Source organism: Phyllobacterium bourgognense (assembly GCF_003337575.1).
In the GTDB taxonomy this organism is placed as follows: Bacteria; Pseudomonadota; Alphaproteobacteria; order Rhizobiales; family Rhizobiaceae; genus Phyllobacterium; species Phyllobacterium bourgognense.
In genome coordinates, this window is sequence record NZ_QPJM01000016.1 from 16,644 (window position 1) to 42,777 (window position 26,134).

25 protein-coding genes are annotated in these 26,134 nt (G+C 56.1%); 13 read left to right on the forward strand and 12 right to left on the reverse strand.

Annotated features, from left to right (window positions below; genetic code table 11):
- Positions 1 to 195: 195 nt before the first annotated feature.
- On the forward strand, positions 196 to 912 hold the full coding sequence (locus C7476_RS21630) for a GntR family transcriptional regulator (protein ID WP_114431929.1): 717 nt from the start codon (positions 196 to 198) through the stop codon (positions 910 to 912).
- 230 nt (positions 913 to 1,142) lie between these two features.
- Positions 1,143 to 2,159 (forward strand): NAD(P)H-quinone oxidoreductase, encoded by a 1,017-nt coding sequence (locus C7476_RS21635; protein ID WP_245426475.1) that lies wholly within the window; start codon positions 1,143 to 1,145, stop codon positions 2,157 to 2,159.
- Positions 2,160 to 2,261: 102 nt separating this feature from the next.
- Here the strand turns inward: C7476_RS21635 and guaD are convergent, their stop codons facing one another.
- Both guaD and C7476_RS21645 read right to left on the reverse strand, forming a co-directional pair.
- Positions 2,262 to 3,665, reverse strand: a complete 1,404-nt coding sequence (gene guaD / locus C7476_RS21640) for a guanine deaminase (protein ID WP_114431930.1) — start codon at positions 3,663 to 3,665, stop codon at positions 2,262 to 2,264.
- On the reverse strand, positions 3,662 to 4,903 hold the full coding sequence (locus tag C7476_RS21645; RefSeq protein ID WP_114431931.1) for a urate hydroxylase PuuD: 1,242 nt from the start codon (positions 4,901 to 4,903) through the stop codon (positions 3,662 to 3,664). The genes guaD and C7476_RS21645 overlap by 4 nt, the downstream gene beginning before the upstream one ends.
- A gap of 134 nt (positions 4,904 to 5,037) precedes the next feature.
- On the opposite strand from C7476_RS21645, the gene C7476_RS21650 reads away from it, so the two are divergent.
- Positions 5,038 to 5,952, forward strand: coding sequence for a LysR family transcriptional regulator (locus C7476_RS21650; protein WP_114431932.1), 915 nt, complete (start codon positions 5,038 to 5,040; stop codon positions 5,950 to 5,952).
- Between the two features lie 5 nt (positions 5,953 to 5,957).
- Here C7476_RS21650 and xdhC read toward each other — a convergent pair whose 3' ends face one another.
- From xdhC to uraH, 4 genes are read right to left on the reverse strand one after another with little or no spacing between them, the layout of a single operon-like run.
- A complete protein-coding gene (xdhC, locus tag C7476_RS21655) occupies positions 5,958 to 6,815 on the reverse strand; it encodes a xanthine dehydrogenase accessory protein XdhC (RefSeq protein ID WP_114431933.1) in 858 nt (285 codons plus the stop codon).
- Positions 6,816 to 6,821: 6 nt separating this feature from the next.
- Positions 6,822 to 9,158 carry a xanthine dehydrogenase molybdopterin binding subunit gene (gene xdhB, locus C7476_RS21660; RefSeq protein ID WP_114431934.1) on the reverse strand — a complete coding sequence of 779 codons (2,337 nt, stop codon included), beginning with the start codon at positions 9,156 to 9,158 and terminating at the stop codon, positions 6,822 to 6,824.
- A 10-nt stretch (positions 9,159 to 9,168) separates the two neighbouring features.
- Positions 9,169 to 10,647 carry a xanthine dehydrogenase small subunit gene (xdhA, locus tag C7476_RS21665; protein ID WP_114431935.1) on the reverse strand — a complete coding sequence of 493 codons (1,479 nt, stop codon included), beginning with the start codon at positions 10,645 to 10,647 and terminating at the stop codon, positions 9,169 to 9,171.
- A 6-nt stretch (positions 10,648 to 10,653) separates the two neighbouring features.
- Positions 10,654 to 11,025, reverse strand: coding sequence for a hydroxyisourate hydrolase (uraH, locus tag C7476_RS21670; RefSeq protein ID WP_114431936.1), 372 nt, complete (start codon positions 11,023 to 11,025; stop codon positions 10,654 to 10,656).
- A gap of 190 nt (positions 11,026 to 11,215) precedes the next feature.
- On the opposite strand from uraH, the gene puuE reads away from it, so the two are divergent.
- Genes puuE through C7476_RS21685 form a run of 3 tightly spaced genes read left to right on the forward strand, consistent with a single transcriptional unit; the run spans position 11,216 to position 14,129 of the window.
- Complete coding sequence (puuE, locus tag C7476_RS21675; protein WP_114431937.1) at positions 11,216 to 12,616, forward strand: allantoinase PuuE; 1,401 nt, start codon at positions 11,216 to 11,218, stop codon at positions 12,614 to 12,616.
- Positions 12,617 to 12,625: 9 nt separating this feature from the next.
- A complete protein-coding gene (gene alc / locus C7476_RS21680) occupies positions 12,626 to 13,639 on the forward strand; it encodes an allantoicase (protein WP_114431938.1) in 1,014 nt (337 codons plus the stop codon).
- A gap of 4 nt (positions 13,640 to 13,643) precedes the next feature.
- The gene (locus C7476_RS21685) at positions 13,644 to 14,129 is read left to right on the forward strand and encodes an ureidoglycolate lyase (protein WP_114431939.1); all 486 of its coding nucleotides are present in this window, start codon (positions 13,644 to 13,646) and stop codon (positions 14,127 to 14,129) included.
- Positions 14,130 to 14,197: 68 nt separating this feature from the next.
- On the opposite strand, the gene C7476_RS21690 is transcribed toward C7476_RS21685, so the two are convergent.
- The 4 genes from C7476_RS21690 to C7476_RS21705 form a co-directional block, all read right to left on the reverse strand.
- On the reverse strand, positions 14,198 to 14,800 hold the full coding sequence (locus C7476_RS21690; RefSeq protein ID WP_114431940.1) for a deaminase: 603 nt from the start codon (positions 14,798 to 14,800) through the stop codon (positions 14,198 to 14,200).
- Positions 14,801 to 14,891: 91 nt separating this feature from the next.
- Positions 14,892 to 16,184: an NCS2 family permease gene (locus C7476_RS21695; protein WP_114431941.1), complete on the reverse strand. Its 1,293-nt coding sequence runs from the start codon at positions 16,182 to 16,184 to the stop codon at positions 14,892 to 14,894.
- Between the two features lie 256 nt (positions 16,185 to 16,440).
- Positions 16,441 to 17,217 (reverse strand): trans-aconitate 2-methyltransferase, encoded by a 777-nt coding sequence (tam, locus tag C7476_RS21700; protein WP_114431942.1) that lies wholly within the window; start codon positions 17,215 to 17,217, stop codon positions 16,441 to 16,443.
- An 89-nt stretch (positions 17,218 to 17,306) separates the two neighbouring features.
- Positions 17,307 to 18,533 (reverse strand): DUF2865 domain-containing protein, encoded by a 1,227-nt coding sequence (locus tag C7476_RS21705; protein ID WP_114431943.1) that lies wholly within the window; start codon positions 18,531 to 18,533, stop codon positions 17,307 to 17,309.
- Positions 18,534 to 19,021: 488 nt separating this feature from the next.
- Here C7476_RS21705 and C7476_RS21710 point away from each other — a divergent pair, with 488 nt between their 5' ends.
- The 7 genes from C7476_RS21710 (at position 19,022) to C7476_RS21735 (ending at position 23,539) form a co-directional block, all read left to right on the forward strand.
- The gene (locus tag C7476_RS21710) at positions 19,022 to 19,237 is read left to right on the forward strand and encodes an SH3 domain-containing protein (RefSeq protein ID WP_114431944.1); all 216 of its coding nucleotides are present in this window, start codon (positions 19,022 to 19,024) and stop codon (positions 19,235 to 19,237) included.
- A gap of 75 nt (positions 19,238 to 19,312) precedes the next feature.
- Positions 19,313 to 19,687, forward strand: a complete 375-nt coding sequence (locus C7476_RS21715; RefSeq protein WP_114431945.1) for a YciI family protein — start codon at positions 19,313 to 19,315, stop codon at positions 19,685 to 19,687.
- A complete protein-coding gene (locus C7476_RS21720; RefSeq protein ID WP_114431946.1) occupies positions 19,684 to 20,925 on the forward strand; it encodes an RNA polymerase sigma factor in 1,242 nt (413 codons plus the stop codon). The genes C7476_RS21715 and C7476_RS21720 overlap by 4 nt, the downstream gene beginning before the upstream one ends.
- Positions 20,926 to 21,012: 87 nt before the next feature.
- Positions 21,013 to 21,435: a YybH family protein gene (locus tag C7476_RS21725; RefSeq protein ID WP_114431947.1), complete on the forward strand. Its 423-nt coding sequence runs from the start codon at positions 21,013 to 21,015 to the stop codon at positions 21,433 to 21,435.
- A 257-nt stretch (positions 21,436 to 21,692) separates the two neighbouring features.
- The gene (locus C7476_RS27905) at positions 21,693 to 22,049 is read left to right on the forward strand and encodes an amidohydrolase family protein (RefSeq protein ID WP_147274706.1); all 357 of its coding nucleotides are present in this window, start codon (positions 21,693 to 21,695) and stop codon (positions 22,047 to 22,049) included.
- A complete protein-coding gene (locus C7476_RS21730; protein WP_114431948.1) occupies positions 21,965 to 22,387 on the forward strand; it encodes an amidohydrolase family protein in 423 nt (140 codons plus the stop codon). The genes C7476_RS27905 and C7476_RS21730 overlap by 85 nt, the downstream gene beginning before the upstream one ends.
- Before the next feature lie 12 nt (positions 22,388 to 22,399).
- A complete protein-coding gene (locus C7476_RS21735) occupies positions 22,400 to 23,539 on the forward strand; it encodes an alpha-D-ribose 1-methylphosphonate 5-triphosphate diphosphatase (protein WP_114431949.1) in 1,140 nt (379 codons plus the stop codon).
- A gap of 13 nt (positions 23,540 to 23,552) precedes the next feature.
- Here the strand turns inward: C7476_RS21735 and C7476_RS21740 are convergent, their stop codons facing one another.
- Positions 23,553 to 24,173 carry a DapH/DapD/GlmU-related protein gene (locus tag C7476_RS21740; protein WP_114431950.1) on the reverse strand — a complete coding sequence of 207 codons (621 nt, stop codon included), beginning with the start codon at positions 24,171 to 24,173 and terminating at the stop codon, positions 23,553 to 23,555.
- 93 nt (positions 24,174 to 24,266) lie between these two features.
- A complete protein-coding gene (locus C7476_RS21745; RefSeq protein ID WP_114431951.1) occupies positions 24,267 to 25,895 on the reverse strand; it encodes an MFS transporter in 1,629 nt (542 codons plus the stop codon).
- Positions 25,896 to 26,134 lie beyond the last annotated feature (239 nt).

Genomic DNA, 26,134 nt, shown 5'->3' on the forward strand with positions numbered 1-26,134 from the left:
CGGATGGCTTGGCCCCGCGCACGCAGTCTTCAGTCCGTGGCACATGCACTGTTTTGAGGCGACATCATCGCAGACGTTGAGACCCATTCATCGCCTTTGCTCCTTGTATCCGAACGAAAAGCCTCCTACGCTAAGCATGGTATTATACATTCCAAATATAAATGGAGATGATCTGACGTGAGCCCGAGAACCCACATGCGTTGGCCGCTGGCCGATGACGTCACCCCGGACCTCGTCCTCGAGCCTTTTGCGGCCGAGCCGAACTTCAAAACGCGAATCTATGCGACGTTGAAACAGGCCATCGCCAATATGGACATCTATGCTACATCCGAAGACACCTGGCTCGACGAACGGCAATTGGCCGATCGGCTTGGTGTTAGCCGTACGCCCATCCGCGAAGCGATCGCGATGCTGGAGCAACAGGGGTTTGTGAAATCCATCCCTCGCCGCGGCATCATGGTGTTGCGCAAGACCAAGCGCGAAGTGATCGAAATGATCCAGGTCTGGGCTGCCTTGGAAGCCATGGCCGCCCGCCTCGTCTCACTCAATGCCAGCGGCAAGGATATCGCGCGCCTGCGGACGCTCTTCGAAAAATTCCATGATGGCCACAAGCCGGCCGATTATCTGGGTGAGTATTCCGAAGCCAATTTGCAGTTTCACCAGACCCTGATCCAGATGACGGATTCGAAAATTCTCCGGGAAACGACCGAGAACATTCTCCTTCACGTTCGTGGGATCCGGAAGATCACCATCGGCCGCGACGACCGCGCATCCCAGTCGATCAAGGATCATCTGGCAATCATTGCGGCCTTGGAAAAGCGCGATACCGAGACGGCCGAAAAGCTTTGCCGCGATCATACGCTCGGCCTCGCCGCCTACGTGGAGAAGCACAGCGAAGGTATTTTTGATTGAGAGTCCGTCTGGATGCAACAGAACATGGGGAAGCGAGCGACTTGGACTTTTCACTTCTAGAGCCCGCTTCGAAAGTCGCTGCGGTGAGGCATATGGCGTGGTTTTCGAGCACCGGAGCGCAGCGTACATTAAGTACGTGAGCACCGGAAGCGCAGAAAATCGCGTCAGATGACCGCCGCAGTAGAGTTTACGAACGGGCTCTTATCCATCCCACATCCGGAGATATGGCAATGATCGGCCTTCCCGAAAGCATGACTGTAATCGCCATCAGCGAACCTGGCGGTCCCGAGGTTCTCAAAGCGGAACGACGCCCCGTTCCTGCCCCTGCGGAAAACGAAATCGTCATTCGTGTTGCTGCCGCGGGTGTCAATCGACCCGACGTGTTTCAGCGTGCGGGTAGCTACCCGCCGCCGAAAGGCTCCTCCGACCTGCCCGGCCTCGAAGTGGCGGGCGAAGTGGCGGTCGTGGGAACGGGTGTGTCGCGATGGAAGGTGGGAGACAAGGTCTGCGCTTTGACACCGGGTGGCGGTTACGCCGAATACGTAGCTGTCGACAGCTTGAGTGCGCTACCCATCCCCGACGGGCTTTCGTTCGTTGAGGCCGCCGCCATACCGGAAACATTCTTTACCGTTTGGCATAACGTCTTCGAGCTTGGCGCCCTGAAGCGGGGCGAGACCCTGCTGATCCATGGCGGCGCATCGGGCATTGGAACGACTTCGATCATGCTTGCCAAGGCATTCGGTGCGACAGTGATCGTAACCGCAGGGACGGACGAAAAATGCGCCGCCTGCCGCGAGCTCGGCGCGGATACGGCAATCAATTACCGCACGGCGGATTGGTTGGCAGAGGTCAGGGACGTGACCGGGCGACAAGGTGCCGACGTCATCCTCGACATGGTCGGCGGTCCCTATATCGAGAAAAACTACCAGGCGGCCGCGATCGGTGGACGGATCGTCAATATCGCATTCCTGCAAGGCTCACGCGCCGATGTCGATTTTATGCGTTTGATGATGAAGCGCCTGACGCACACCGGGTCAACGCTACGCGCGCAGTCTCTCGAGGCAAAGGCGCGCATCGCCGCCGAGCTTGAAGCCAATGTCTGGCCGCTCCTTGCCGAGGGTAAATGCCGGCCGCTTATCCACGCGTGTTTTCCATTTACCGAAGCAAGCCAGGCCCACACATTGATGGAGGCCAATACCAATATCGGCAAGATCGTCCTCACAATTGAAAGGACGGGTAATTTTTAGAAGCTGGACAGTTTTTGCGCAGGATGGTGTGATTCCTGCGCAAGACTTGCCGATTCTGATGCAAGAAATGCCGAAACCCATATGGTTTTTGCAATCGCAGGTTTAAATTTTGGTGTAGTGACGCGAAATCGCGTCGCTACATGTGACCAATCCAGCAGGCTGCAATTCAGGCAAGTATCGAGCACCATGCGACGCGGCAGCTTTATCAAGTCCGCTCTTCATCGGCTTGCCGGCGACGTAAACCTCTGAAACACAACGATCATCGCCCATGGTCTGGAGGATGAACAGCTCCTCCGCCAAGGTCGTTGCAGTCCGCATCCGCAGTTCCATCGCCGGCTTGGCACGGCTGTCGAGAATGGTGATATCGGCATCTGCCCCCGCCCGCAGCGAACCGATGCGATCCTCAAGATCTAGTGCGCGGGCATTGCCAAGCGTCATCATGTAGTAGGAAGCGAATTGCGAGAGGCGCTGTCCCTGTACATGCAAGACCTTGTAGGCCTCGCTCATCGTCTCCAGCATGGAGAAGCTGGTCCCGCCACCGACATCGGTCGCGACCGAAGTGCGTGCACCAAGCTCTTTGAACCGACCCTGGTCAAACAAGCCGCTGCCGAGGAACAGATTGGAGGTCGGGCAGAAAACCGCGACCGATCTCGCCTCGGCCAGAGCCGAAATTTCCCGGTCCGAAAGGAAGATGCAGTGGCCAAGCAGCGTCTTGGATCCGAGCAGATCATAGTTCGCATAGATGTCGGTATAGTCCTTCGCCGAAGGATAGAGCGAAGTTGCATAGGCAATTTCGTCTTTGTTTTCAGATAGATGCGTCTGCACGTAACATTCGGGATGCTCGCGCACCAAAGCACGGCTCATGTCCATCTGCTCCGGCGTTGAGGTGATGGCGAAGCGCGGGCTGATCGCGTAATGTGCGCGGCCGCGGCCATGCCACTTGGCTATCAACGCTTTGGTATCATCGTAGCCTGTCTGCGGTGTATCGCGCAGCGCCTCGGGCGCGTTGCGATCCATCATCACCTTGCCGCCGATCATCAGCATATTACGCTTCTCAGCGGCAGCAAAATAGGCATCGACGCTTGTCCGGTGAACCGAACAATAGGCAGCGGCTGTTGTCGTGCCGTTGCGCAACAGTTCGTCCATGAAGCGGCTTGCGATGAAATCAGCATGCGCTGTGGACGAGAATTTCTGCTCTTCGACGAAGATATAGGTATTCAACCACTCCAGCAGCTGCGCGCCATAGGAGGCGATCGCCTGCGTCTGCGGGAAATGCAAATGGGTGTCAATGAAGCCAGGCAGGATCAAATGGGGCCGGTGATCGACGATCTGCGCCTGCGGACCCGCAACCAACGCCAGAGCCGCGTATTCGCCAGCTTCAACAACCTTGCCGTTCTCGACCAGCACCGCGCCATCCTCGAAATAGCTGTAGGCCGACTGATCATCGATACTCTTCGGCTCGTCGACAAAAGTCAGCACGCGGCCGCGCAGAAGCAATTTGCTCATTGGACTGTTCCTCCCTGAACTGTGGTCTCATACCAGCTGGCGAGCAGCCGGCGCTCCTCGTCGGTAATGCCGCTGACATTCGCCGGCGGCATCGCATGTGAGCGCCCGGCCTGCAGATAAATCTCGCGGGCATGCGCCGCGATCTCGCTGTCGGTTTCAAGCACGACACCCTTGGGCGGCACGATGATACCCTCCCAGCCGGGTTCCTTGGCGTGGCACATCGAGCAGCGTCCGAGGATAGCGTCCTTCACTTTGGGAAAGGCTGCAGCGGAAATGAATGGCTGCTGGATGGCGGAGACCTTCTCCTGTGCGCCTTCGCCGGAAAGGATTCTCGGTACAGTCGACAGCCACATGATGATGACGAAGAGGATCGCGGTAACCAGCCACGTCCACGTCGGTTCACCCTTGCGCGCGTGGCGGGTGTTGAACCAATGGCGGATGGTGACGCCCATCAAGAACACCAGCGAGGCAATGATCCAGTTGTACTTCGTCCCGAATGCCAGGGGATAGTGGTTCGACAACATCAGGAACAGCACTGGCAGGGTCAGATAATTGTTGTGGGTCGAGCGTTGCTTGGCCTGCTTGCCCAGCGCAGGATCCGGGACCTTGCCCGCGATCAGGTCGGCAACGACCTTCTTCTGGTTCGGGATGATGATCATAAACACGTTGGCGGACATGATCGTGGCTGTAAACGCGCCAAGATGCAGAAACGCCGCACGCCCGGTAAAAAGCTGCGTATAGCCCCATGCCATTCCCACCAGCACGAAATAGAGCAGCACCATCAACTGCGTGTCGTTTCTGCCGAGCGGTGATTTGCAGATCGCGTCGTAGACGATCCAGCCGCCAAAAATCGAAGCGAGCGAAATCGCGATAGCCACTGGCCGTGACACGTCGAGTACATGCGGATCGATCAAGTACAGATCAGCGCCTGCATAGTAGACGATGCAAAGCATGGCGAAGCCCGAAAGCCACGTCGCATAGGATTCCCATTTGAACCATGTCAAATGTTCGGGCATCTGCTCAGGCGCCACCAGATATTTCTGGATGTGATAAAAACCGCCGCCGTGGACCTGCCACTCCTCGCCGTGGGCCCCGGCCGGAAGGTCTGGACGCTGACGCAAGCCGAGGTCAAGCGCCACGAAATAAAAGGACGAGCCGATCCAGGCAATGCCGGTGATCACATGTAACCAGCGAACGGCGAAGTTCATCCAGTCCCAGGCAATAGCGTATTCGTACATCCGGCTCTCCCTTATATCGCAGGGAGTATGTGCCAAAGCCTATGCTCATGTGAAACACCGTAATCGACCCATCTCTTTCAAAAAAATCTTTAAAATGCTAGATCATCAGACAGTGTAAGGCTTCGAGTGAAACAATGTCGTACCTTGATAACCTTCGTGTTTTCGTTCGTGTCGTCGAACTTGGAAACCTCTCTGCCGCCGGACGCGACCAACGCGCTTCTCCGGCTGTTGCCAGCAATCGGATCAAGGAACTCGAGCGGCATCTTGGTGTGCGTCTCTTCAATCGTACAACGCGCAAACTGACGCCGACCGAGCACGGCCGCGTATTCTACGAAGGCGCGGTCAAGATCATCGAGGCCATCAATGAGGCCGAAGCAGCCATTGCCGATCTGTCGAAAAAGCCCAAAGGTGCAATTCGCATCACCGCACCGCTTGGCATTGGCCGGCGCCTGATCGCATCCGGCATTCCGGAGTTCCACGACAAGTACCCGGATATCGAGGTGCGGCTGCGATTGTCAGATCACAACGTCGATATCATGAGCGAGGGTGTCGATGTTGCCTTCAAGCTCGGCATACTCGAGGACTCCAATTTGCGCATGCGCGGCATCATGAATTGCGAAAGGGTAATCTGCGCGTCGCCCGATTACCTGGAAAGGCGCGGTACACCCTTAACGCCCGACGATCTGATAGCCGGACATCATGATTGCCTGCTGCTACGCTATCCGGGTTCCAAGGAATATTTCTGGACGCTGCAGATGCCGGAAGGTACGCGCAAGCTGGAAGTCAGCGGTCCTTATGATTCCGACGATGGCGATGTCCTGACACAATGGGCGCTTGAGGGTCGCGGTATTATCAACAAGCCGCTGTTTGAAGTGAAAGGCCATTTGAATGACGGAACGCTGAAAGCGATCCTCGAAGACACGCCGCCAGCTAGTATCCAGCTCGCAGCAATCTACCCACACAAGCGTTTCCAGGATCCGAAGGTCCGCCTGATGATCGATTTCATGACCGAGCGCTGTCAGCGCCTGGTCAGTACAATGTTGGAATGAACGGTTCAGGCGTTGACTCGCCTGCGTTCTTTAGGTGCAGCAGCTGGCGAAGGGCGATAATTCAACGCCGAAACCATGATTTCAGCGGCCGCCAGCGCCGCAATGACAGTCGGACGTTTGTCCTTCACCGCGGTCCTGCCGACAGGACAAACCAGCCTGTCGAAAAACTCCGGACGACCCAACTCACGTGTCAACCAGCTGCGAAACGTTGCGCGTTTCGTCTTCGACCCAATCATGCCAACGTAGGACGCATCATTCCTGCCCAGGGCTTCAGCCGTAATCAAGAAATCCAGTGCATGATCGTGGGTGAGGATAACGAATGCACTTCCCGCTGGCGCATCACGGACAACCGCTTCAGGCATGGCTGTCAGGCAGGTTTCGATGCCGGGGACCTGCGTGGCGGAAAGTTCCTCTTCGCGTGTGTCGACCAATATTGTTCGCAGCGGGACCAGTGAAAGCGCCATGGCCAGTGCATCGCCGACATGACCGGCACCAAATACATAAACATGCGGCCGCTGGGCCATCTCAAGGTCAACCTTCTCGATCAAAGTCTTGGCCACAGTTCGATCAACACGCTTGAAGCCCAATGAGACGCGGCCACCGCAGCATTGGCCGATCTCCGGACCGAGCGGGATCGTTATTTCATTCATTTGGGCGCCGCTTTCGAGCGCCCTGCGTGCGTGATCAATTGCCATGAATTCGAGCTGCCCACCGCCTATGGTGCCAAAAATGCAATCCGCTGCCACCAGCATCCAGGCTCCGGCTTCGCGCGGAGTGGAGCCGTCTGCGGCTCTCACCTCAGCGAGAACGGCATGCTTGCGTCGATTCAGAAAGTCCCGGATATCGTCGCGATTCGTCGGCATGGGATTTCACAGCTCCTTGCCCGCCGACCGCAAACGTTCTACCGCCATCAATACACGCTCTGGTGTGGCCGGGGCATCCAGACGCGGTGAAATTCGATAGTCCGCTACACTGGCAACTGCCATCGAGATTGCCTCCAGCACAGAGATTGCCAGCATGAATGGCGGCTCGCCGACGGCCTTGGAGCGGCGGATCGTTTCCTCGCGGTTGACCGACCAGCTCGCGAGATTGACATTGAACGTTCGGGGCCGATCCGATGCCAGCGGGATCTTGTAAGTCGATGGCGCGTGCGTACGCAGCCGGCCCTTGGCATCCCACCACAATTCTTCTGTCGTCAGCCAGCCCATACCCTGCACGAAGGCGCCCTCCACCTGGCCTAGATCGAGCGCCGGGTTCAACGACTTGCCAACATCATGGAGAATGTCCGTCCGATCGACCTGATATTCGCCGGTCAACGTGTCGATGCTCACCTCGGACACTGAAGCGCCATAGGCGAAATAGTAGAAGGGACGGCCCCTGCCCTCCGCCCGGCTCCAGTGGATATTTGGGGTCTTGTAAAAGCCTGCTGCCGAAAGCTGTACGCGAGCGCCGTAGGCGGATTTGATGAATTCCGGGAATGGAATGAGCCGGTCGCCTACCCGCACCGTATTGGGCTCGAAGAAGACCTGTTCTTTTGCGACACCATATTGCTCGACGGCAAACTGAACGAGGCGCGCCTTGATCTGCTGAGCTGCATTGGCTGCGGCCATGCCATTGAGGTCAGAACCGGAAGAAGCAGCGGTAGCAGAGGTATTCGGGACCTTTGCGGTCGTTGTAGCCGTTATCCTGATGCGGTCGAGATCGACCTGGAATTCGTCGGCCACAATCTGCGCCACCTTGGTGTTCAGCCCCTGTCCCATCTCGGTACCACCATGATTGAGGTGGATCGAACCATCGGTGTAGACGTGAACCAGCGCGCCAGCCTGATTGTATTCGGTCTTGGTGAAGGAGATACCGAACTTGACCGGCGTCAGCGCTATACCCCTCTTGATGATCCGGCTGTGGCGATTGAAGTTGATAATCGCCTCGCGCCGCGCCGCGTATTCAGACGACTCTTCAAGCTCCGCGATGATCTGCGGGATGATGTTATCTTCGACTGTCTGATGGTATGGCGTAAGGTTGCGGCCTTCACCGCCATAGAAATTGGCCTTGCGAATTTCGAGCGGATTCTTGCCAAGTGCATAGGCGATCTCCTCGATCATCCGCTCGCTGCCAACCATGCCTTGCGGGCCACCGAAACCACGAAAGGCGGTATTTGAAACGGTGTTGGTTTTCAGCGGCCGCGATCGTAGCCGGACATTGGGATAGAAGTAGCAATTGTCAGCGTGAAACAATGCACGGTCGGTTACGGGCCCCGAAAGATCAGCAGAAAAACCACAGCGGGCGGAGAATGTCGCATCGACAGCTTCAATGCGTCCCTCGTCATCGAAGCCCAGTTCATAGGCGACGTGGAAGTCGTGACGCTTGCCCGTTGCAATCATGTCATCGTCGCGATCCGGCCTGATCTTCACCGCCCGCCGGTATTTCTTGGCTGCAATCGCCGCAACGGCTGCAAAAAGATTGGCCTGCGTTTCCTTGCCACCGAAGCCACCACCCATGCGCCGCACGTTGACGGTCACTGCGTTTGAAGGAATTCCGAGAACATGACCCACCATATGCTGGGTTTCGCTTGGATGCTGGGTGGATGAGAAGAGCGTCACCTCGTCGTCTTCACCGGGAATGGCGAAGGCAATGTGACCCTCCAAATAGAAATGATCCTGTCCGCCAATGCGCATCTCGCCTTTCAGGCGGTTCTTCGCCCCGGCGAGGCCAGCGGCAATATCACCGCGCTCAAGCTTCAGCGGATCGATTACCAGCGGATAATTGGCCCTTTCGGCTTCCAGCACGTCGGTGACGTGATCGAGGTCACGGTACTCGATTTTAACCTTCGATGCCGCCTGACGCGCGATCTGACGCGTTTCTGCAATCACCGCGAAGATGGGCTGGCCGTGGAATTCGACCTTGCCGATAGCGAAGACGGGATCGTCATGTTTGCCCGCGGGGCTAACGTCGTTGTGACCCGGAATATCATCGACAGTCAGGACGCCTATTACACCGGCGCACGACTTCACTGCCTCAAAACCGACGGACAGGATTTCCGCGTGCGCACGCTGCGACAGACCGAGATATGCATGCAGCGTATCGGACGGCTCCGGCATGTCATCGATATACTCGGCCGTGCCGGAAACATGTTTATGGCCCGACTCGTGCGGCTGCTTTTCATGGACGCCACCACGTATGCGGGTAATCGGCTGAATTGAATTCATTGCGCGCTCCTCACCCAAATGCCACTTCGTAGCGGTTCAACCGGACATGCTCGCCGCCTGTCTCAAGGTAGAAACGGCGCAACAGGTTCTTCGCGACCATCAGGCGATAATCGGCAGACGCGCGCCAATCCGTCAGCGGCGTGAAATCATCGGCGAAAACTGCTGCTGCCTTTTCAATGGCACCCTCATCCCAGACGGCACCGATCAACGATGCCTCGACCGCACTTGCACGCTTTGGTGTTCCAGCCATACCGCCGAATGCGGCGATTGCGTTTTCCACCCGGCCTCGTTCATCGAGAGAAATCCGGAATGCGCCACAGACGGACGAAATGTCTTCGTCCAGCCGTTTGGAAATCTTGTAGACACCGTAAAGGTCCCCGGCACCGAGATAGGGGATATGGATCGCTTCCACGAACTCGCCGGGTGCACGATCCTGTTTGCCATATTCGATAAAGTATTTCTCAATTGGAACGGAGCGGCGATTCCTACCCTTGCGCAATTGAACTGTCGCACCAAGACCTATCAAGGCTGGTGGTGTGTCGCCAATCGGCGAGCCATTGGCCACATTGCCGCCAACCGTACCCATATTGCGGACTTGCTCACCGCCAATGCGGTTCCAGAGCTCGGTCAACTGCGGGAAATGACGAATGATGACCGGATAGGCCTCCGTGTAGCTGACACCTGCACCTAGCGTCAGGCCGTCATCGCCTTCGGTGATCAACCGCAGCTCATCGAGATGCGACAGGAAAACGACCGGTCCGATCTCGCGCATGAACTTCGTCACCCAGAGCCCGACATCGGTCGAGCCCGCGACAATCGTCGCGCCTGGATCGTGCTCGAGCACGTCTGCGAAATCATCGACATTGGCGGGAAGTACAAGCTGTTGCTTCCCCTCACCGACGACAACACGCTTGCCATCTTTCAAGCTGAGCAGTTTTTCCGTAACGCGTGCTCGTTCGGAGACGAGCGGATCCCTGTTCAGATCGCCAATCGCGGTAACGCTTTCTGCGGCCCGGATGATCGCGGCATAGCCAGTGCAGCGGCAGAGATTGCCCTGCAGAGCCTTTTCGATCTCCTGGATATTCGGCTTCGGATTTTGCATCCAAAGACCGTAGAGCGACATGACGAAGCCCGGCGTGCAGAAACCGCACTGCGAGGCATGAGTATCAACCATCGCCTGCTGCACCGGATGCAACGTTCCATCCAATCCAGCGAGTGCCTCGACCGTCACGACATGACAACCATCCAGCGAGCCAACGAAACGAATGCAGGCGTTGACCGATTCATATTTGAGCTGACCGTTGAACCGGCGTCCCACGATGACTGTGCAAGCGCCGCAATCGCCCTCCGCACATCCCTCCTTGGTGCCACGCAGTTTGCGGTCAAGTCGGAGAAAATCGAGGAGAGTTTCGGTCGGAGAAACATCGGTGCGCTCGACAACCTTGTCGTTGAGCAGAAAGCGAACGCAGTTGCGGATCTGGACTTCCATTTGAGGTCAACTCCCGCGATAGGTTGAATAGCCGAAGGGCGCGACGAGCAGCGGCACATGATAGTGAACGTTCTCGTCATCGATGCCGAAGCGGATCGGGACCACATCGAGAAACGGCGTCTGGCCATTCGCAGGCTGGCCGCCGAAGTATTCGCCTACATGGAACCGAAGCTCGTAAGCACCCGAGCGCATATCAGCGCCGGTCAATAACGGTTTGTTGCAACGTCCATCTTCGTTGGTGCGTGTGCTGTGCAAAGGCTGAAGGCAGTCGCCATCGACGCGAAAGAGATCGATCCGTAAGCTGGCGGCGGGCTTTCCGCTGGCCGTATCGAGCACGTGGGTCGTCAGGCGGCCGGCAACTTCATCGTGAAGGCTCATGTGTATCCTCCTCCCGCGGAGTACTTCAGTTTCCGTTGCTCAATGTGCCCCTTGGCATCAGTCCCGGGTAGGCAACGCCTGATTGCAAGACTTTCAAAATTTTCTGGGGGAATGCCTCATCCATTAATTGGGTATTGAGGGTGGAATAGCGATTTGAGGAGGACCCACCTTGGCGAGATATCCGCGCGACATGCATGGCTACGGTGCAAATCCACCGTCGGCCAACTGGCCAGATAATGCGCGCATCGCCGTCCAGTTTGTCGTCAACTATGAGGAAGGTGGTGAAAATTGCGTCTTGCATGGCGACGCCGGCTCGGAAGCTTTTCTGTCAGAGATTGTCGGGGCGCAGGCGTGGCCTGACCAGCGCCACTGGAACATGGAATCGATCTACGAGTATGGAGCGCGCGCCGGGTTTTGGCGCCTCCACCGCCTGCTGACATCGAAGAACGTGCCCGTCACGGTCTACGGTGTGGCGACGGCTCTGCAGCGGTCGCCTTCGCAAGTTCAAGCCATGCTTGATGCAAACTGGGAGATCGCATCGCACGGCCTGAAATGGATCGACTACAAGGATTACAGCCCTGACGCCGAGCGTGAACACATGCTCGAAGCGATCCGTATCCACACTGCCGTTACCGGTGAACGTCCCCGCGGCTGGTACACCGGCCGCTGCTCGGTGAACACCGTCGATCTCGTCACAGAAGAAGGAGGATTCGACTACGTCTCCGATTCCTATGCTGACGACCTGCCGTATTGGCACGAATTCGGCGGCAGGCAGCAGCTCATCGTTCCCTATACGCTCGATGTCAATGACATGCGTTTTGCCACCCCGCAAGGGTTCAATGCCGGCGACCAGTTCTTTTCCTATCTGAAGGACAGTTTCGATACTTTATACGCGGAAGGTGAAGCCGGTTCGCCCAAGATGATGAGCATTGGTCTCCATTGTCGTCTCGTCGGCAGGCCGGGACGCATTGCAGCCCTTGCCCGTTTCATCGACTACGTTCAAAGCCACGAGAAGGTCTGGCTCGCTCGTCGCATTGACATCGCGCAGCACTGGGCCACGAACCACCGCTATAAACCGCAGCGAGTACAGCCATCGACAATGTCCGAGGACGCATTCGTCTATTGCTTTGGCGGGGTGTTCGAACACTCAGACTGGATTGCAAAACGGGCATACACGGCCGAGCTCGGACCATCCCACGACAACGTCGCTGGCCTGCACGCAGCGCTTTGCACAGTATTTCGCAACGCGTCGGACAATGAACGTCTCAACGTCTTGAATGCCCACCCCGACCTTGCCGGCAAACTGGCGCAAGCCAAGCGCCTCACAGAAAGCTCTGCACTGGAACAGGCATCCGCAGGTCTGGATGAGTTGACCGACAACGAGCGTGAAAAATTCACCGCTCTCAACGCGCGCTATGTCGAAACCTTCGGATTCCCGTTCATCATCGCCGTGAAAGGCCGAAGCAAAGACGAGATCCTTTCCAGCTTCAAGTCCAGGATCGCCAACAATCGCCAGACGGAATTCAACGCAGCGTGCCGGGAAGTGGAGACGATTGCTCTTCTGCGCCTCCAAGACATGCTAGCAAATTGAGAAATGAAAATGTCAAACACAAATGAAGATATCCCCGCATTCGCCCGTAACTCGATCAATCTTGCATCGGCTGGCCTCGGGGCAAAGCCGATCTTCGCGACCGATGAGTTCTTTGCACCGCTGGAACGCATGCTGAGCGACGAGCCTGCAATTTTTTATCCTGAAAAATTCGACGACAACGGCAAGTGGATGGATGGTTGGGAAACGCGCCGGCGCCGTAGCAGCGGACACGACTACGCCATTATACGGTTGGCGGCGGCTGGAACGATTTACGGCTTGGACGTCGATACGGCGCATTTCACCGGGAACTACCCTCCCGCCTGCCGTATCGAAGCTTGCTATATAGCGGGTGAACCTGATGAAAGCACCGTGTGGACGGAGGTGCTCGGATTGAGCCAGCTCGGCGCCAGCTCGCACCACTATTTTCCTTGCAGCTCGAAGCATGTGTGGACCCATGTTCGCCTGCACATACACCCGGACGGCGGCGTTGCGCGCTTGCGTGTTTACGGTCAGCCATCGCTGGACATTGATAGCGTCAATGGTGAGGCAGTCGATCTCGCATCCTCGCTTCTTGGCGGCCGGGTCGTTGCCATGTCGAATGCGCATTATGGCTATCAGCGCCTGCTCGCACCGGGTCGCGGCATCAATATGGGCGACGGTTGGGAAACCCGCCGGCGCCGTGAACCCGGCAATGATTGGATCATCGTCAAGCTTGCCGCGCGCGGAACCATTGAAAGCGCAATTGTGGATACGGCCCACTTCAAGGGGAACTATCCGGATGCCTGCTCGATTCAGGTCGCCGATCTCGGCGATGCCGGCGAGAGCCTCGACGAATTAGTTGTCGCTTCGTCCATGTTCTGGGAAGAGATTCTGCCTGTCCAGAAGTTGTCTGCGGACAACATTCATGAATATGGCGGCAACCAGATTAAGCAAAATGGTGCAGTAACGCATGCTCGCTTCAACATCTATCCGGATGGCGGCGTCAGCCGGTTGCGGCTGCTCGGCAAAATCGCCCGCGGATAATCATATGCGCGAAATCCTCATTCAACAGTTGACCCGGGAGGCGTTTGCGCCTTTCGGAGATGTCATTGAGATCGAAGGCGCAAGCAGCTTTCCCATCAATCATGGCATGTGCGTGCGTTACCATGATCTGGCCAAGGTCGAGACGACCGGAGACAATGCCCGGACCTTGATAAGCCTGCTGCACGGCAAGCCTTACGAACTGCCCCTCAAGCTGGAAATGGTCGAGCGGCATCCTTTCGGGAGCCAGGCCTTCGTGCCTCTGTCAAACAATCCGTTTCTTGTCGTCGCAGCGCATGACTACCCGGATGGCCCAGGTGACCCTGTCGCCTTTCTGGCGCAACCGGCCCAGGGTGTGAATATTCATCGCGACGTGTGGCACGGCATTTTGACGCCGCTAAAGGGCCAGTCAGACTTTGTTGTGATCGACAGGGGCGGCGACGGCGTCAATCTGCAGGAACATTTCTATCCCGAAGCGTTTCTCATTCGCTAACGCCGAACAACACACACTAAAAGGGCCGCCCTCCTCAGGAAGGCGGCCCTTTTTGTGCGATAAAACAATCAGTTCAGCGGAATTGAGTTCTCGTCCTTGCTGGACTGATACTGCTCCGAGAGTTCCGCATATTTTGCACTGATTGCCGCAGCGCGTTTGTGCAGCCTATCGCGATCCGGTTCAGGAAGATCGGCAATCATCTTCTGAATGGCATAGCTCTTCCAGAAGGTATTCTCTTCATTGTAGCCGCCCGGTTCCAGCGTGAAAACTTCCTTCAAGATCTTGAGATCGTGCGGGATTGCAAATGCATCGCGCGAATCTTCGTGACTGAAGAAGTAGTAGAAATTGTCAAAACCTGCCCAGGTGATAGCCGAAAGGCACATGGAGCAAGGTTCGTGGGTCGACAGGAAAATCAGCTCGCGGGGATCTGGACGGGTATCCTTCGCCATCTCAAAGAATCGCTTCAACGCATGAATCTCACCATGCCATAGTGGGTTTTCCGTCTCGTTGTTGGTCTCCGCCAAGACGAGCGACAGATCCGATTTGCGCAGCAGCGCCGCGCCGAAAATCTTGTTCCCCGCGGCTACACCACCCTCAGTCTTTGGAATAATCCGGCGCTCGATCGTATCAAGCAGAACCTCAATCAGGTTGCTCGTGGTCTGCTGTTCCATCGGTGACTTCCTGATCAGAGACTGTTCAATGTTGGAAAATAGCAATGGCGCGGATACGACGCAATCGCCGCATCCGCGCCGTGTCAAAAGGTCAGCCCGGAAACAGCGCGAACTTTATGACAAAGAGCGCAGCCACGAGCCACGTAGCGGGGTGTACGACACCGGCCTTACCCGTGAATGTCTTCAGCACCACATAGCTGATGAAGCCGAAAGCCAGGCCGTTCGCTATCGAATATGTGAATGGGATCATCAAGGCGGTTATGGCGGCTGGTGTCGATTCCGTAACATCGTGCCACTCGATATCGACGAGTTCATGCATCATGAGACCCGCCACATAGAGCAACGCCGGAGCAGTCGCATAGCCCGGTACCGAAGCCGCGAGCGGCGAGATGAACAGCGCTGCCACGAACAGCACAGCAATGGTCAACGCGGTCAAGCCTGTGCGACCGCCAGCTTGAACGCCCGAGGCACTTTCAACATAGGCGGTTGTGCTGCTGGTCCCGAGCAATGAGCCGGCCACGATTGCCGTGCTGTCGGCAAACAATGCGCGGCCAAGATTGTTCGGCTTTCCTTCTTCGATCAACCCGGCACGCTTGCTGACGCCGATCAAGGTTCCAGTCGCATCAAATACTTCGACAAGCACGAATACGAGGATGACCTGAAGAAGCCCAGTATGCAGCGCACCCATGATATCAAGCTGGAGGAAGGTTGGTGCCAGACTTGGCGGCGCTGAAAACACGCCCTTGAACTCGCTGACCCCAAGGATCATCGACAGGATCGTCACTACAAGAATTCCGATCAGAATTGCCCCGCGGACCTTGAGCGCATCAAGTGCAGCGATGACAAAGAAGCCCAGGATGGCAAGCAAGGCCCCTGTACTTCCAAGGTGACCCAAACCAACGAATGTCGCGGGATTTGCGACAACAATGCCGGAATTTTTCAAGGCTATGAATGCGAGGAAGAGGCCGATACCTGCCGCAATCGCACTCCGCAACGACCTGGGAATGCCTGCAACGAGCCAGCGACGTATTCCGGTTACGGTAAGTAGCAGAAAGATGCAGCCCGAGATGAAAACAGCTCCGAGCGCCTGTTGCCAGCTGAACCCCATCGCTGCTACGACCGTAAAGGCGAAGAAGGCATTGAGGCCCATGCCAGGCGCCATGCCGATCGGCCAATTGGCAACCAGCGCCATCACGCCGGAACCAAGTGCGGCGGCGATACAGGTCGCGACAAACACAGCATTGCGATCCATCCCCGTCGAGGACAAGATCTCGGGATTGACGAATATGATATACGACATTGTCAGGAACGTCGTCAGTCCCGCCAACACTTCCGTGCGTATCGATGTGTCGTGGTCGTTAAGCTTGAAAAGCTTTTCGAGCATAGTTCCTCCCCTCGGCAAAAGCCTAAGTCTCCGGTTGCCTGGCAGGCGCGCTACGCGTCAATGCAGGCTGCCTCTTTTGAGTTTTCGATAATTCTCCTATCAGGAGATGGCAGGCATACACTCCTCCGCATACCGCCGCTCCTCAGTGTCGCCACTGCAAACGGGATTGTGCGATTTTCGTCGCGGCGATGCTAGGCACCTATTCCGCATTCATTTGCGAAACACCTTCAATATTTTCTTGAGCTTTATGATGGATTTACCGCGTCGCAACGATGAATATGCGAGGAAATGGCAACAGCACTACCCCATCATCCATCGGCTCGTAGGATTGAGCCAAACGTTGCCTGTACTTGTCAAGAAAATCTGCGCGTTCATCGCTATTGAGCGGAGAAAGGTACGGGCGCAACGCTGAACCGTTGAACCATTCAATGATGCCATCAAGCCCTTGCAGCGGATGATGGTAGATCGTGAGCCAGATGTCGACATGCTGGTAATGGGGCCGTAGCAATTGATAATAGAATGACGCGGTGCCTATTTCGCTACGGGTGGCATCGGCTTGCGTCATCCTTGCAGCCCAGCGCTGGTCAGCTGCCACTTCCCGCATGGCCACATGTGTCGCCTCCTGCAGATTATCTGGCATCTGTATCGCCAGAGAACCTCCTGTATTGAGGAAACCCATCAGCCGCGAGAATAGCCGGCCATGGTCAGGAAGCCACTGCATGACGGCATTGGCATAGAGAAGATCGAAAGTCTTTTGCGGCTGCCACATATCAATGTCGGCGACCGCGAATTCGCAAGCCGGAAGCCGCTCCTTTGCCTTGGCGGTCATATCCGCAGAGGAATCGATCCCAACGATTTCAGCATGCGGATACCGCTTTACAAGCAGTTCGGTGGAATTGCCCGGGCCACAGCCGAGGTCCACCGCAAATTTCACATCATGATTTGGAACGGCAGAAAGCAGGTCATTTGCCGGGCGGGTTCGTTCATCCTCGAATTTGAGATACTGGCCCGGCGACCAATCCGTTTTTCTCATATGCGACTCATGCTCCCTGTCCCTCGCCAAGGCTTAGCATGGCTATCACACCAACGGCGCGAAAAGAATGCACCGTTCAATCACACTTTCTATTGAATTCGCCGCATAATGTCCGACGCTATCGTCTTCACGATATTCTCAGGCGTGAGGATGCTGGCCCTGCTTTCCTGGATCTCGTTTTCGGGAGGTTGGGCAGTAAAGTCTGTGGGATTGGCTTCATCCGGGAAAAACGCAGGACCGACAGTCCTCACATGTTGATGGGGTGCCTCGTCTTCATGACTGTCTCCCTGAGCAGGTTCTTCCGACAGGGCGTCAACATCTGGTTTTCCAGTATCTTTCACCGCTGATATGGTAGGCTTTGATTGGGAAACGGGCGTCCCCGGTGCGGCCGCCATCATGTCGGTTTGAGCATGGCACGTGCAACCCGGCACGGCTTTAACCCCCGCCGTGCGGTAGTTGAATGCATTGGGAAGCTCACTATAGGGCTGCTTGTCGGCGACGGATATCATTGCATCCGATTCCTGTTCGGGCACCGCGTGATAGTACAATTTCGCGTTCCCAACCGGACACATCGCACTGCAGGCATTTTGATCACGCGCAAAATATTTGGGCTTGGTTGAGAACGAGATCGGGAAATAGTATCCATCGCATGTACGTACACAGATGGTTCGAAAACCCTTTTTGACGACGCCGTTCACGCTCGGCTCCGTCCCCTCATAGGTCGCGGCAAGCGTCTCCGGCGCCGCAGACACCCTGCGATGTGCTTCGCGTTCATCCAGTTGCCGTTTGACCATCATTCTGGAGGCTGGCTTTTCCTCGTCAGCTCGCGTGCCAAACAGGACTTCCAGCAGGGATTTGCGCTGGACATTGGATGAATCATTGTTTCTGCCAGTAGAAGCTACCCTGTCATTACAGCCTCTGGCTTCCATTGAGGCTAGAATCTGCTGGCGTGAAGGCCGCGATGAACCAGTTCTGTCACTTGCATTTTGCAGCTTTGCGAGTTTGGCGGACATCGCGTCAATGGTTTGAGCATAACGCTTGCACAGTGCAGGATCCCCGCGAGAAAACAGGAAGCCTCCACAGCCTGCGTTGCTTGCCTTCGCCCGCACCTGTTGGAGCTGCAGCGCTTGTCGCTGCACTAGAGGGCTGTTCTTCTGTGAAACACTTCTGCCGCTTGAGGCGGCCACCAATTGCCGCTGCAAGGTTGCGCATGCCGCAGGGGCGGCGTGGGCGGTTTTGAGGGATGTCGGAACAAGCGCCGACATCAACCCGATCACAACTAAAAGTTGAAAGAAAGGAAACAGCCGCGTTGCCATTTGCAGCCCTCCGAGACGCACCAACCTGAAGAAAGCTCAATCGCGCTAGATGACAGAAAAAACGAATGCTTGGCGGAGTTGCCAGACCGCAATACCTCAGAATTCAACGAAACTTTCGATGTGAGAGTAACTCATTCTTCCATCTCACGTAATCCCAATTGTTTATTTAGCGTGTTAATGTTAATGACGATTTCGTGAATTACTCTCGGGAGCAACTCGGCGGATTATTTACCGCTTTTTCGAATTCGACCAACAAGTTTTACACCGATACGCCTGTGCAATCAGAAATCATTACATAATAGATAGCTGGCTACGATTCATTGCGCTTCTTACATTTGGGTACGGCGAGAAATTGTCGTATAGTTTATTTTTGGCGCACACTAACCTTTAGCATTATCTGCGAATCCCTCTCTACAACACTTATGGAATCACATTTTCTGCCGCTAATATTGGTAGAATTTGAATAACGCTCAGCGGGAGGTGACCCAATGTCCAATAATCTGTTATCAGCCGTTTTGATTAGTATCGGATTGTTTGCTTGGCCAGCATCGGCTTTTGCGGACGCCGGCTATACAACCGGAAATGTCAATTTGCGCACTGGGCCGGGAGCCAACTATGCTCGTGTCGGAACTCTGCCGGAAGGGACACTTATCAACGTTCTGGGGTGTCAGCCGAGTTGGTGCCACGTCGCACTGCAATCTTGAGAGAATGCATAATTTTCTAGACCGGATGTCGGGATTGGCCATAGTGGATCGTCTTCATACGAGAAGGAAAGATCCATGCTTTACGCCATACTTTGCTATAATCCCGAAGATGTTGTCAGTTCCTGGACCAAGGAGGAGGATGACGCCGTTATGGCGCGCCTTGCTGTCGTCCAGGACGAGCTTACCAAGCAAGGACGTCTTGGCCCTGTCGCAAGGCTTCTACCGACTACGGCTGCGACCACCCTGCGTAAAGGTCGTGAGGACCCAATTGTCATAGACGGGCCGTTTGCCGAAACAAAAGAGCAGCTTCTCGGGTTCTACATTGTCGATTGTAAGTCGCTGGATGAGGCGCTGGAAACGACGCGAGACCTTGCTCGCGCAAACCCGGGCACCGGCTCCTACGAGATAAGGCCGGTGGGCATCTTCAGGCCAGGATCGAGTTTTCCATGAATGACACGAACTGGATAGACGCAGCTCTGGTTGCCGCGCGCCCACAGGCAGTCGGCGCATTGCTTCGCTACTTCCGCAACCTCGATACGGCAGAGGAAGCATTTCAAGAGGCCTGCCTTCGCGCGCTGAAAAGCTGGGGAAAGAACGGTCCGCCCCGAGATCCCACCGCTTGGCTGATCTTTGTCGGACGCAATAGTGCGATCGACGTCGTCCGGCGGCAGGTGAAACAACAGCCTCTACCGCCCGAGGAGCTTCTGTCCGACCTGGAAGACGCGGAAACCGCTATCGTCGAAAAGATAGACGGTTCCGACTACCGCGACGATATCTTGCGCCTGCTGTTCATTTGCTGTCATCCCGATCTTCCCACCACGCAGCAAATTCCCTTGGCGCTCCGAATCGTGTCAGGCCTGTCTGTCCGGCAGATCGCCCGCGCCTTTCTCGTCGGCGAAAGTGCAATGGAGCAGCGGATAACACGCGCAAAGGGTCGTATTGGAGCTGGCGAAATACCATTCGAAACGCCTGGTCCGGTCGAACGGGCCGAACGACTCGCAGCAGTCGCAGCCATGGTTTACCTGATCTTCAACGAAGGTTACTCGACTGGCGGCACTGAAGCTAAGGCACGATCACCGCTATGTGACGAAGCCATCCGCCTTTCGCGGCTGCTCTTGCGAATCTTCCCGACTGAGCCGGAGATTATGGGACTGACCGCACTTCTGCTGCTGCAAAGTGCCCGTTCTGACGCCCGCTTTGATACGGACGGCGGTGTGATACTGCTGGAAAACCAGGATCGCGACCTCTGGAACCGAAGTATGATCAATGAAGGTTTGGCGCTTATCGACAAGGCAATGCGCCATAGAGCGCCCGGTCCCTATCAGGTTCAAGCGGCAATCGCTGCGTTGCATGCTCGGGCCAAGCGCGCCGAGGACACGGATTGGGCCGAGATCGATCTGCTTTACGTAGCACTCGAGAGGCTGACACCCTCACCCGTAATCACACTCAATCGTGCCGTTGCCGTCGCAAAGGTACGAGGTCCCGCCGAAGCGCTGGCGCTGATCGAGCCTCTGGAGGACAGGCTCTCGGGGTATTTTCATTTCTTCGGTGTCAAAGGTGGCCTGCTGATGAAGATAGGTCGTACCAGCGAAGCTCGGGAGGCATTCAATCGCGCAATCTCTCTCGCTAATACTGCTGCAGAAGCCGCCCATATCCGCATGCATCTTGATAAGCTTGCGCAAGACTGATTCCAGCACCACAGATGATTTTCGCGGCCATGTCGGATCGGCGGTTGTTCATTCGTCCTTGGTTTAGATGTAACGAAGGAGAACAAAATGACCACGCACGACGAGAAAACCGCAGTCGCAACTGTAATAGAGAACTGGTCCAAAGCAATCAGCAACAAGAACGCCGCGCAAGTCTTGTCTTATCTTGCAGACGATGTTGTACAGTTCACGCTCGCTCCCCCGCTGCGGCAAGACGAGGAGGACCTGCAAGGCTGGTTCGATACATGGGACGGATCAATCGGCATTGAATCACGCGACACGGCGATTTCGGCCGGCAGTGACGTCGCTTTCGCAACAAGTCTCGTCCGCATGACGGGACAGAAAACTGACGGCGAGATGCCTGACCTCTGGTTTCGCCAGACGATCGGTTTGATCAAGCAGAATGGCACATGGAAAATCGCGCATGAACACGCCTCCGTGCCTTTCTACATGGATGGCAGCTTCAAGGCCGCTATCGATCTGAAGCCATAACCCCGCCCGTCTTACGCCGGAGTTCGCGCGATACAGGACGTCCATTTCTGTATCGCGCATGCTCGCTTGTGCTTAAGCAATACTTCGTCGGTAGTTCCGTGACTTTGTCACGTCCCTGTCATGAAAAGCGGGATAAGAACCATTTCGGATTCCCCCAAAGACGCATTGTCACAAGGCAACTAGGTCGCCAATTTTGACTGGCGCGCGCGGCGTCATCGCCGCCATTCCTGGCTACGGCATTTCGAAGGAAGCACACCATGGACGAATCGATTCTTACGGGCGCCCGCGTCGTGGTCTCGATCATGGAACACATTCCGGGTAAGCGCCAAAGCCATGATGTGTCGAACTATCTTGACCGGCGAATGAAGGAAACAGGCAAGGATCTGGCAGCTGTCGAAGAAGAAACGCGGGAATTACTGGAAAGCCTCGAAGCAAGTTCAAGTGAAGTGCGGCACATTTTCGTCGAATTTGCCAGGACGCGTGGCTTGCCCATGTTCAGTCATGACGATCTGACTGTCGAGCTATCCGCATGGCGCATGCCGAAGGCGTGCGTGTGGCGGAGTTTCCGGTCAGCATCGAGGCTGCGCGTGAGGCGCGGGCGCAATCCATGTTGATTGTGGCTGGTGCACCGAATGTGCTGCGTGGCGGGTCACAGTCGGGCAATGTGGCCGTAACAGAACTGCTTGCCGAGGGACTGGTAGACATCCTGACTTCGGATTATGTGCCGCGTTCGATGCTGGATTGCGCGTTTTTGTTAGCAAACCGGCCGGAATTCGACACTGACCTACCTTCTGCGATCCGCATGATGACCAGCGTTCCTGCACGAGTCTGCGGTCTTGACGACCGCGGTGAAATCCTTCCGGGCTTGCGTGCAGACCTTATTCGGGTACATCTGGCGGACAATATCCCCGTCATCCGCTCCGTGTGGCGGCAAGGACGGCTCGTCAACTAAAATGGAAAACTCATGACCGAAATGCTCGTCACCAACGCCCGTCTGGTTCTGGCGGATCGCATCCTCGATGGGGCCGTGAGCGTTCAACACGGCCTGATCCAGGATATCGGAGAAGGACCGAGCTCCATTGCCGATGCCGTTGATTTTGAAGGCGATTTTCTCATTCCCGGCTTTGTCGAGCTCCACACGGACAACCTCGAAAAGCATCTGCAGCCGCGCCCCGGAGTCATGTGGCCCTCAAGTGCCGCATCGGTGGTTGCGCACGATGTGCAGGTTGCCGGCGCTGGAATTACCACAGTATTCGATGCTGTCGCAGTCGGTGAATATTCTTCCGCAAGCGCCCGCCGCCAGATGATCACAACTACAGTGGAAACTGTTGCCAATCCGCGTGTGCGAGAAGTACTTCGCAGCGAGCATCTGCTGCATTTGCGCTGTGAGTTGGCCGATCCGGCTGTGCTCGATATTTATGAGCTGATTGCGGACAACCCTTACGTCAAGCTCGTCTCATTGATGGATCATACACCCGGTCAGCGGCAATGGGCAGATCTAGCCAAATGGCGGCAATTCAATCGCGACAAGAAGTGGACCGATCTCGAATTCGACCAGATGGTCGCAGATCGAATCGCGGCGCAATCCCAATATGTTAACCGCTATCGAACCGCCGTGATCGACCTTGCTCGCGAGCACGGCACCGTGCTGGCCAGCCACGATGACACAACGCCGGAGCACGTAGACCAAGCCATGAACGACGGCATCTCCATTTCGGAGTTTCCGACAAGTATAGATGCTGCAGCCCATGCCCACCGGCGCGGTATGAAAGTCGTCATGGGTGCACCGAATGTGGTTCGTGGTGGGTCGCATTCAGGCAACGTCTCAGCGATCGATCTGGTGCAGCAGGATATTCTTGACGGGCTTTCTTCCGACTATGTGCCTTCAAGCTTGATGCAATCGGTGTTTTTGCTCAATCAGAGCGTGGGAATTGATCTTGCGAAGGCGGTATCGTTCGTATCAGCCAATCCGGCTCGCATGGTGGGTCTGGATGACCGTGGCGTTATTGAGATAGGCAAACGGGCCGATTTCAGCAGAGTCCGGCTGATAGATGGTGTTCCGGTCATACTAAGCGTATGGCGGGAAGGAAGGCGCGTCTCCTGACGCGCCAGTATTATCAAGTATTATACTTCTCGACAAATGCTTCTGCGCTCAAGGCGCGCATATCGGGAAGCGTTTCTCCAAGCTTTTCGTGACTCCAGTCCCACCAAGCGAGAGAGATCAACTTCTCCGCAAGTATTTCCGAATGGCGGCGCTTGATGAATTTTGCCGGCACGCCCGCAACGATCGTATATGGCTCGACATCCTTGGTCACGACCGCAGAAGAGCCAACGACAGCGCCGTCCCCGATAGTAATACCCGGCATGATAACGGCGCCATGACCGAGCCATACGTCATTGCCAATATTCACCTTGTGATCGCGACGCCATTGGAAGAATTCGTCATCGTCGCCAAGATCAAAACCGAACTGGCGTGAGCGATAACTGTAATGATGCTGGCTGGCGCGCCACATTGCATGATTTCCCGGGTTGATTCGGGTAAACGCCGCGATCGAACAAAACTTGCCGATCTTTGCGTAAATAATCGAGCCATCATGTACGATATAGCTGTAGTCACCGAACTCCGTTTCGGCGATGGCCGTGCGCGCGCCAACCTCGGTATATTGCCCCAATGTGCTATCCCGCACGGTGGCCGTAGGGTCGACTGTCGGGGCAATCCCCAGCATCTTTTCGCTCATTGTTGACATCTCTCATTGTTGCATGAATCGTTTGGCGGCTTTCTAAGCCCCGCATGCGACAACAATATGAATGTATTGAACAATTCGGCTTTATCAGGACAGATCGATCGGTGTCTTGTGCGCGGCGATATCGTGCGGAAGGGTGGTTTGGCGCTCGATCATGCGGTGCACGCGCGGTTCCGTCAGTCCGCGATGCAATGCGCGTATCCGGTCGCCGATGGCGGCGTCAGCCTGGGTTCGGCGCTGATTGTGGCGCACATACTCGACCCAGGTCGGGGTGTGGTAGCTTTCGGTCCATAACTCAGGGTTCTCCAGATCGCGCATCAGCGCCCAATGCCCTGCCCCATCGCGAATGCGGACGCGCCGCCGGGCAGCCATAACTGCAAGGAAATCAGGGACATCGTCCTCGGCAATCACATAATCGATCATGATGACGATGGGGCCGCTGCGCGGTTTCAGGTCGAGTTTCAGCAGCGGCTCGCTGAAGCGATTGAGCGGATCGAGATTGAGCGTTTTAAACTCTGGCAAAGCGTAGCGCAGGCCAACAACCGCGCCGAACAACATGACTATACTTGAAGCAAGCAGTGCCCTGTCTGCACCATACTCGCCCGCGGCGACACCCCATAACCAGCTGCCGGCAGCTATGCCGCCGAACGTCGTCGTCTGATAAAGTGACAGGGCGCGACCCACGACCCAGCGCGGCGTCGAGAGCTGCACTGTCACGTTGAACAGCGAAAGCGCAAGCACCCAGCATGCGCCGGAAAGAAGCAATGCGACATTGGTCGGCCAGACATTGCCGCTGACTGCGGTGAGACCGGCACTCACTGCGAAGCCAATAAACGCAATGCGAACAATGGCTTCGCTCGACAAATATTCCCGCAGACGCGCGCTGATCAATGCACCGGCGATCGCGCCGATGCCGAAGGAGCCGAGCATGACGCCGTAGACCAGCGGGCCGCCATGAACGAGATCGCGCGCCACCAATGGTAAAAGAGCGAGAACGGCACTGGCCGAAAGGCCGAAAATGAAGCTGCGAAAAATGACTTTTCCGATGTTCGGGGACATCGCGACGTAGCGCAAACCGGCCGAAATCGCCCGCCCCAAAGTCTCGCGCGGCAAAGGATTGGCGTCGTATTTCGGCTGCCAGCGGAACAATGCATATATCAATGGCAAATAACTTACAGTATTGACTGCGAACGCAGCTGCGGCACCAGCTATAGCGACAATCACACCGCCGATGGCCGGGCCAACGCTGCGGGTAATATTGAAGCCCATGCTGTTCAATGCGACCGCATTCGGCAAATCATCGCGCGGTACCATATCCCCCACCGAAGCCTGCCATGAAGGGTTGTTCAGCGCCGTTCCGCAACCGATCAAGAATGTGAAGCAGAGCAACAGCCATGGCGTGATCAGGTTGAAATGAGAAAACAGGGTCAGCAAGACCGATACGCCCAGCATGAAACACTGCGCGACAATCATGACCCGGCGGCGGTTGAAATTGTCGGCAAGAGCACCGGATACCAACGAAAACAACATGATAGGCAGTGCTGTCGAGGCCTGCACCAGGGCTACCATGTCGACAGAATCGGAGATGGTTGTCATCATCCAGGCCGCGCCGACTGACTGGATCAGGGAACCGAAATTGGAGGAAAGACTCGCGAGCCACACGGTTCTGAAAATGTCGTGTCTGAATGGCGCGAGTGGCGATGCCCGGTCTGTCACCTCGTCAACTTTCTTCTTTGGAAGACATGAGCGTTACTATCCCGTTATAAGCGAGACTGCACCGATTGCCAGTCGTCGAATTCCCCCCACCTGCCAAATTGCGGGTTTCTCACAACTTCATACAATTAGATTGAACGCGCCAGTTGAGATTCTTGCAGCAGATTCGAGCTTTCTTGCATGAGATTCCGGCATTCATGTGTGAGAATCGAAAGAAGACGCGCGATATCTGCACCGGAAAC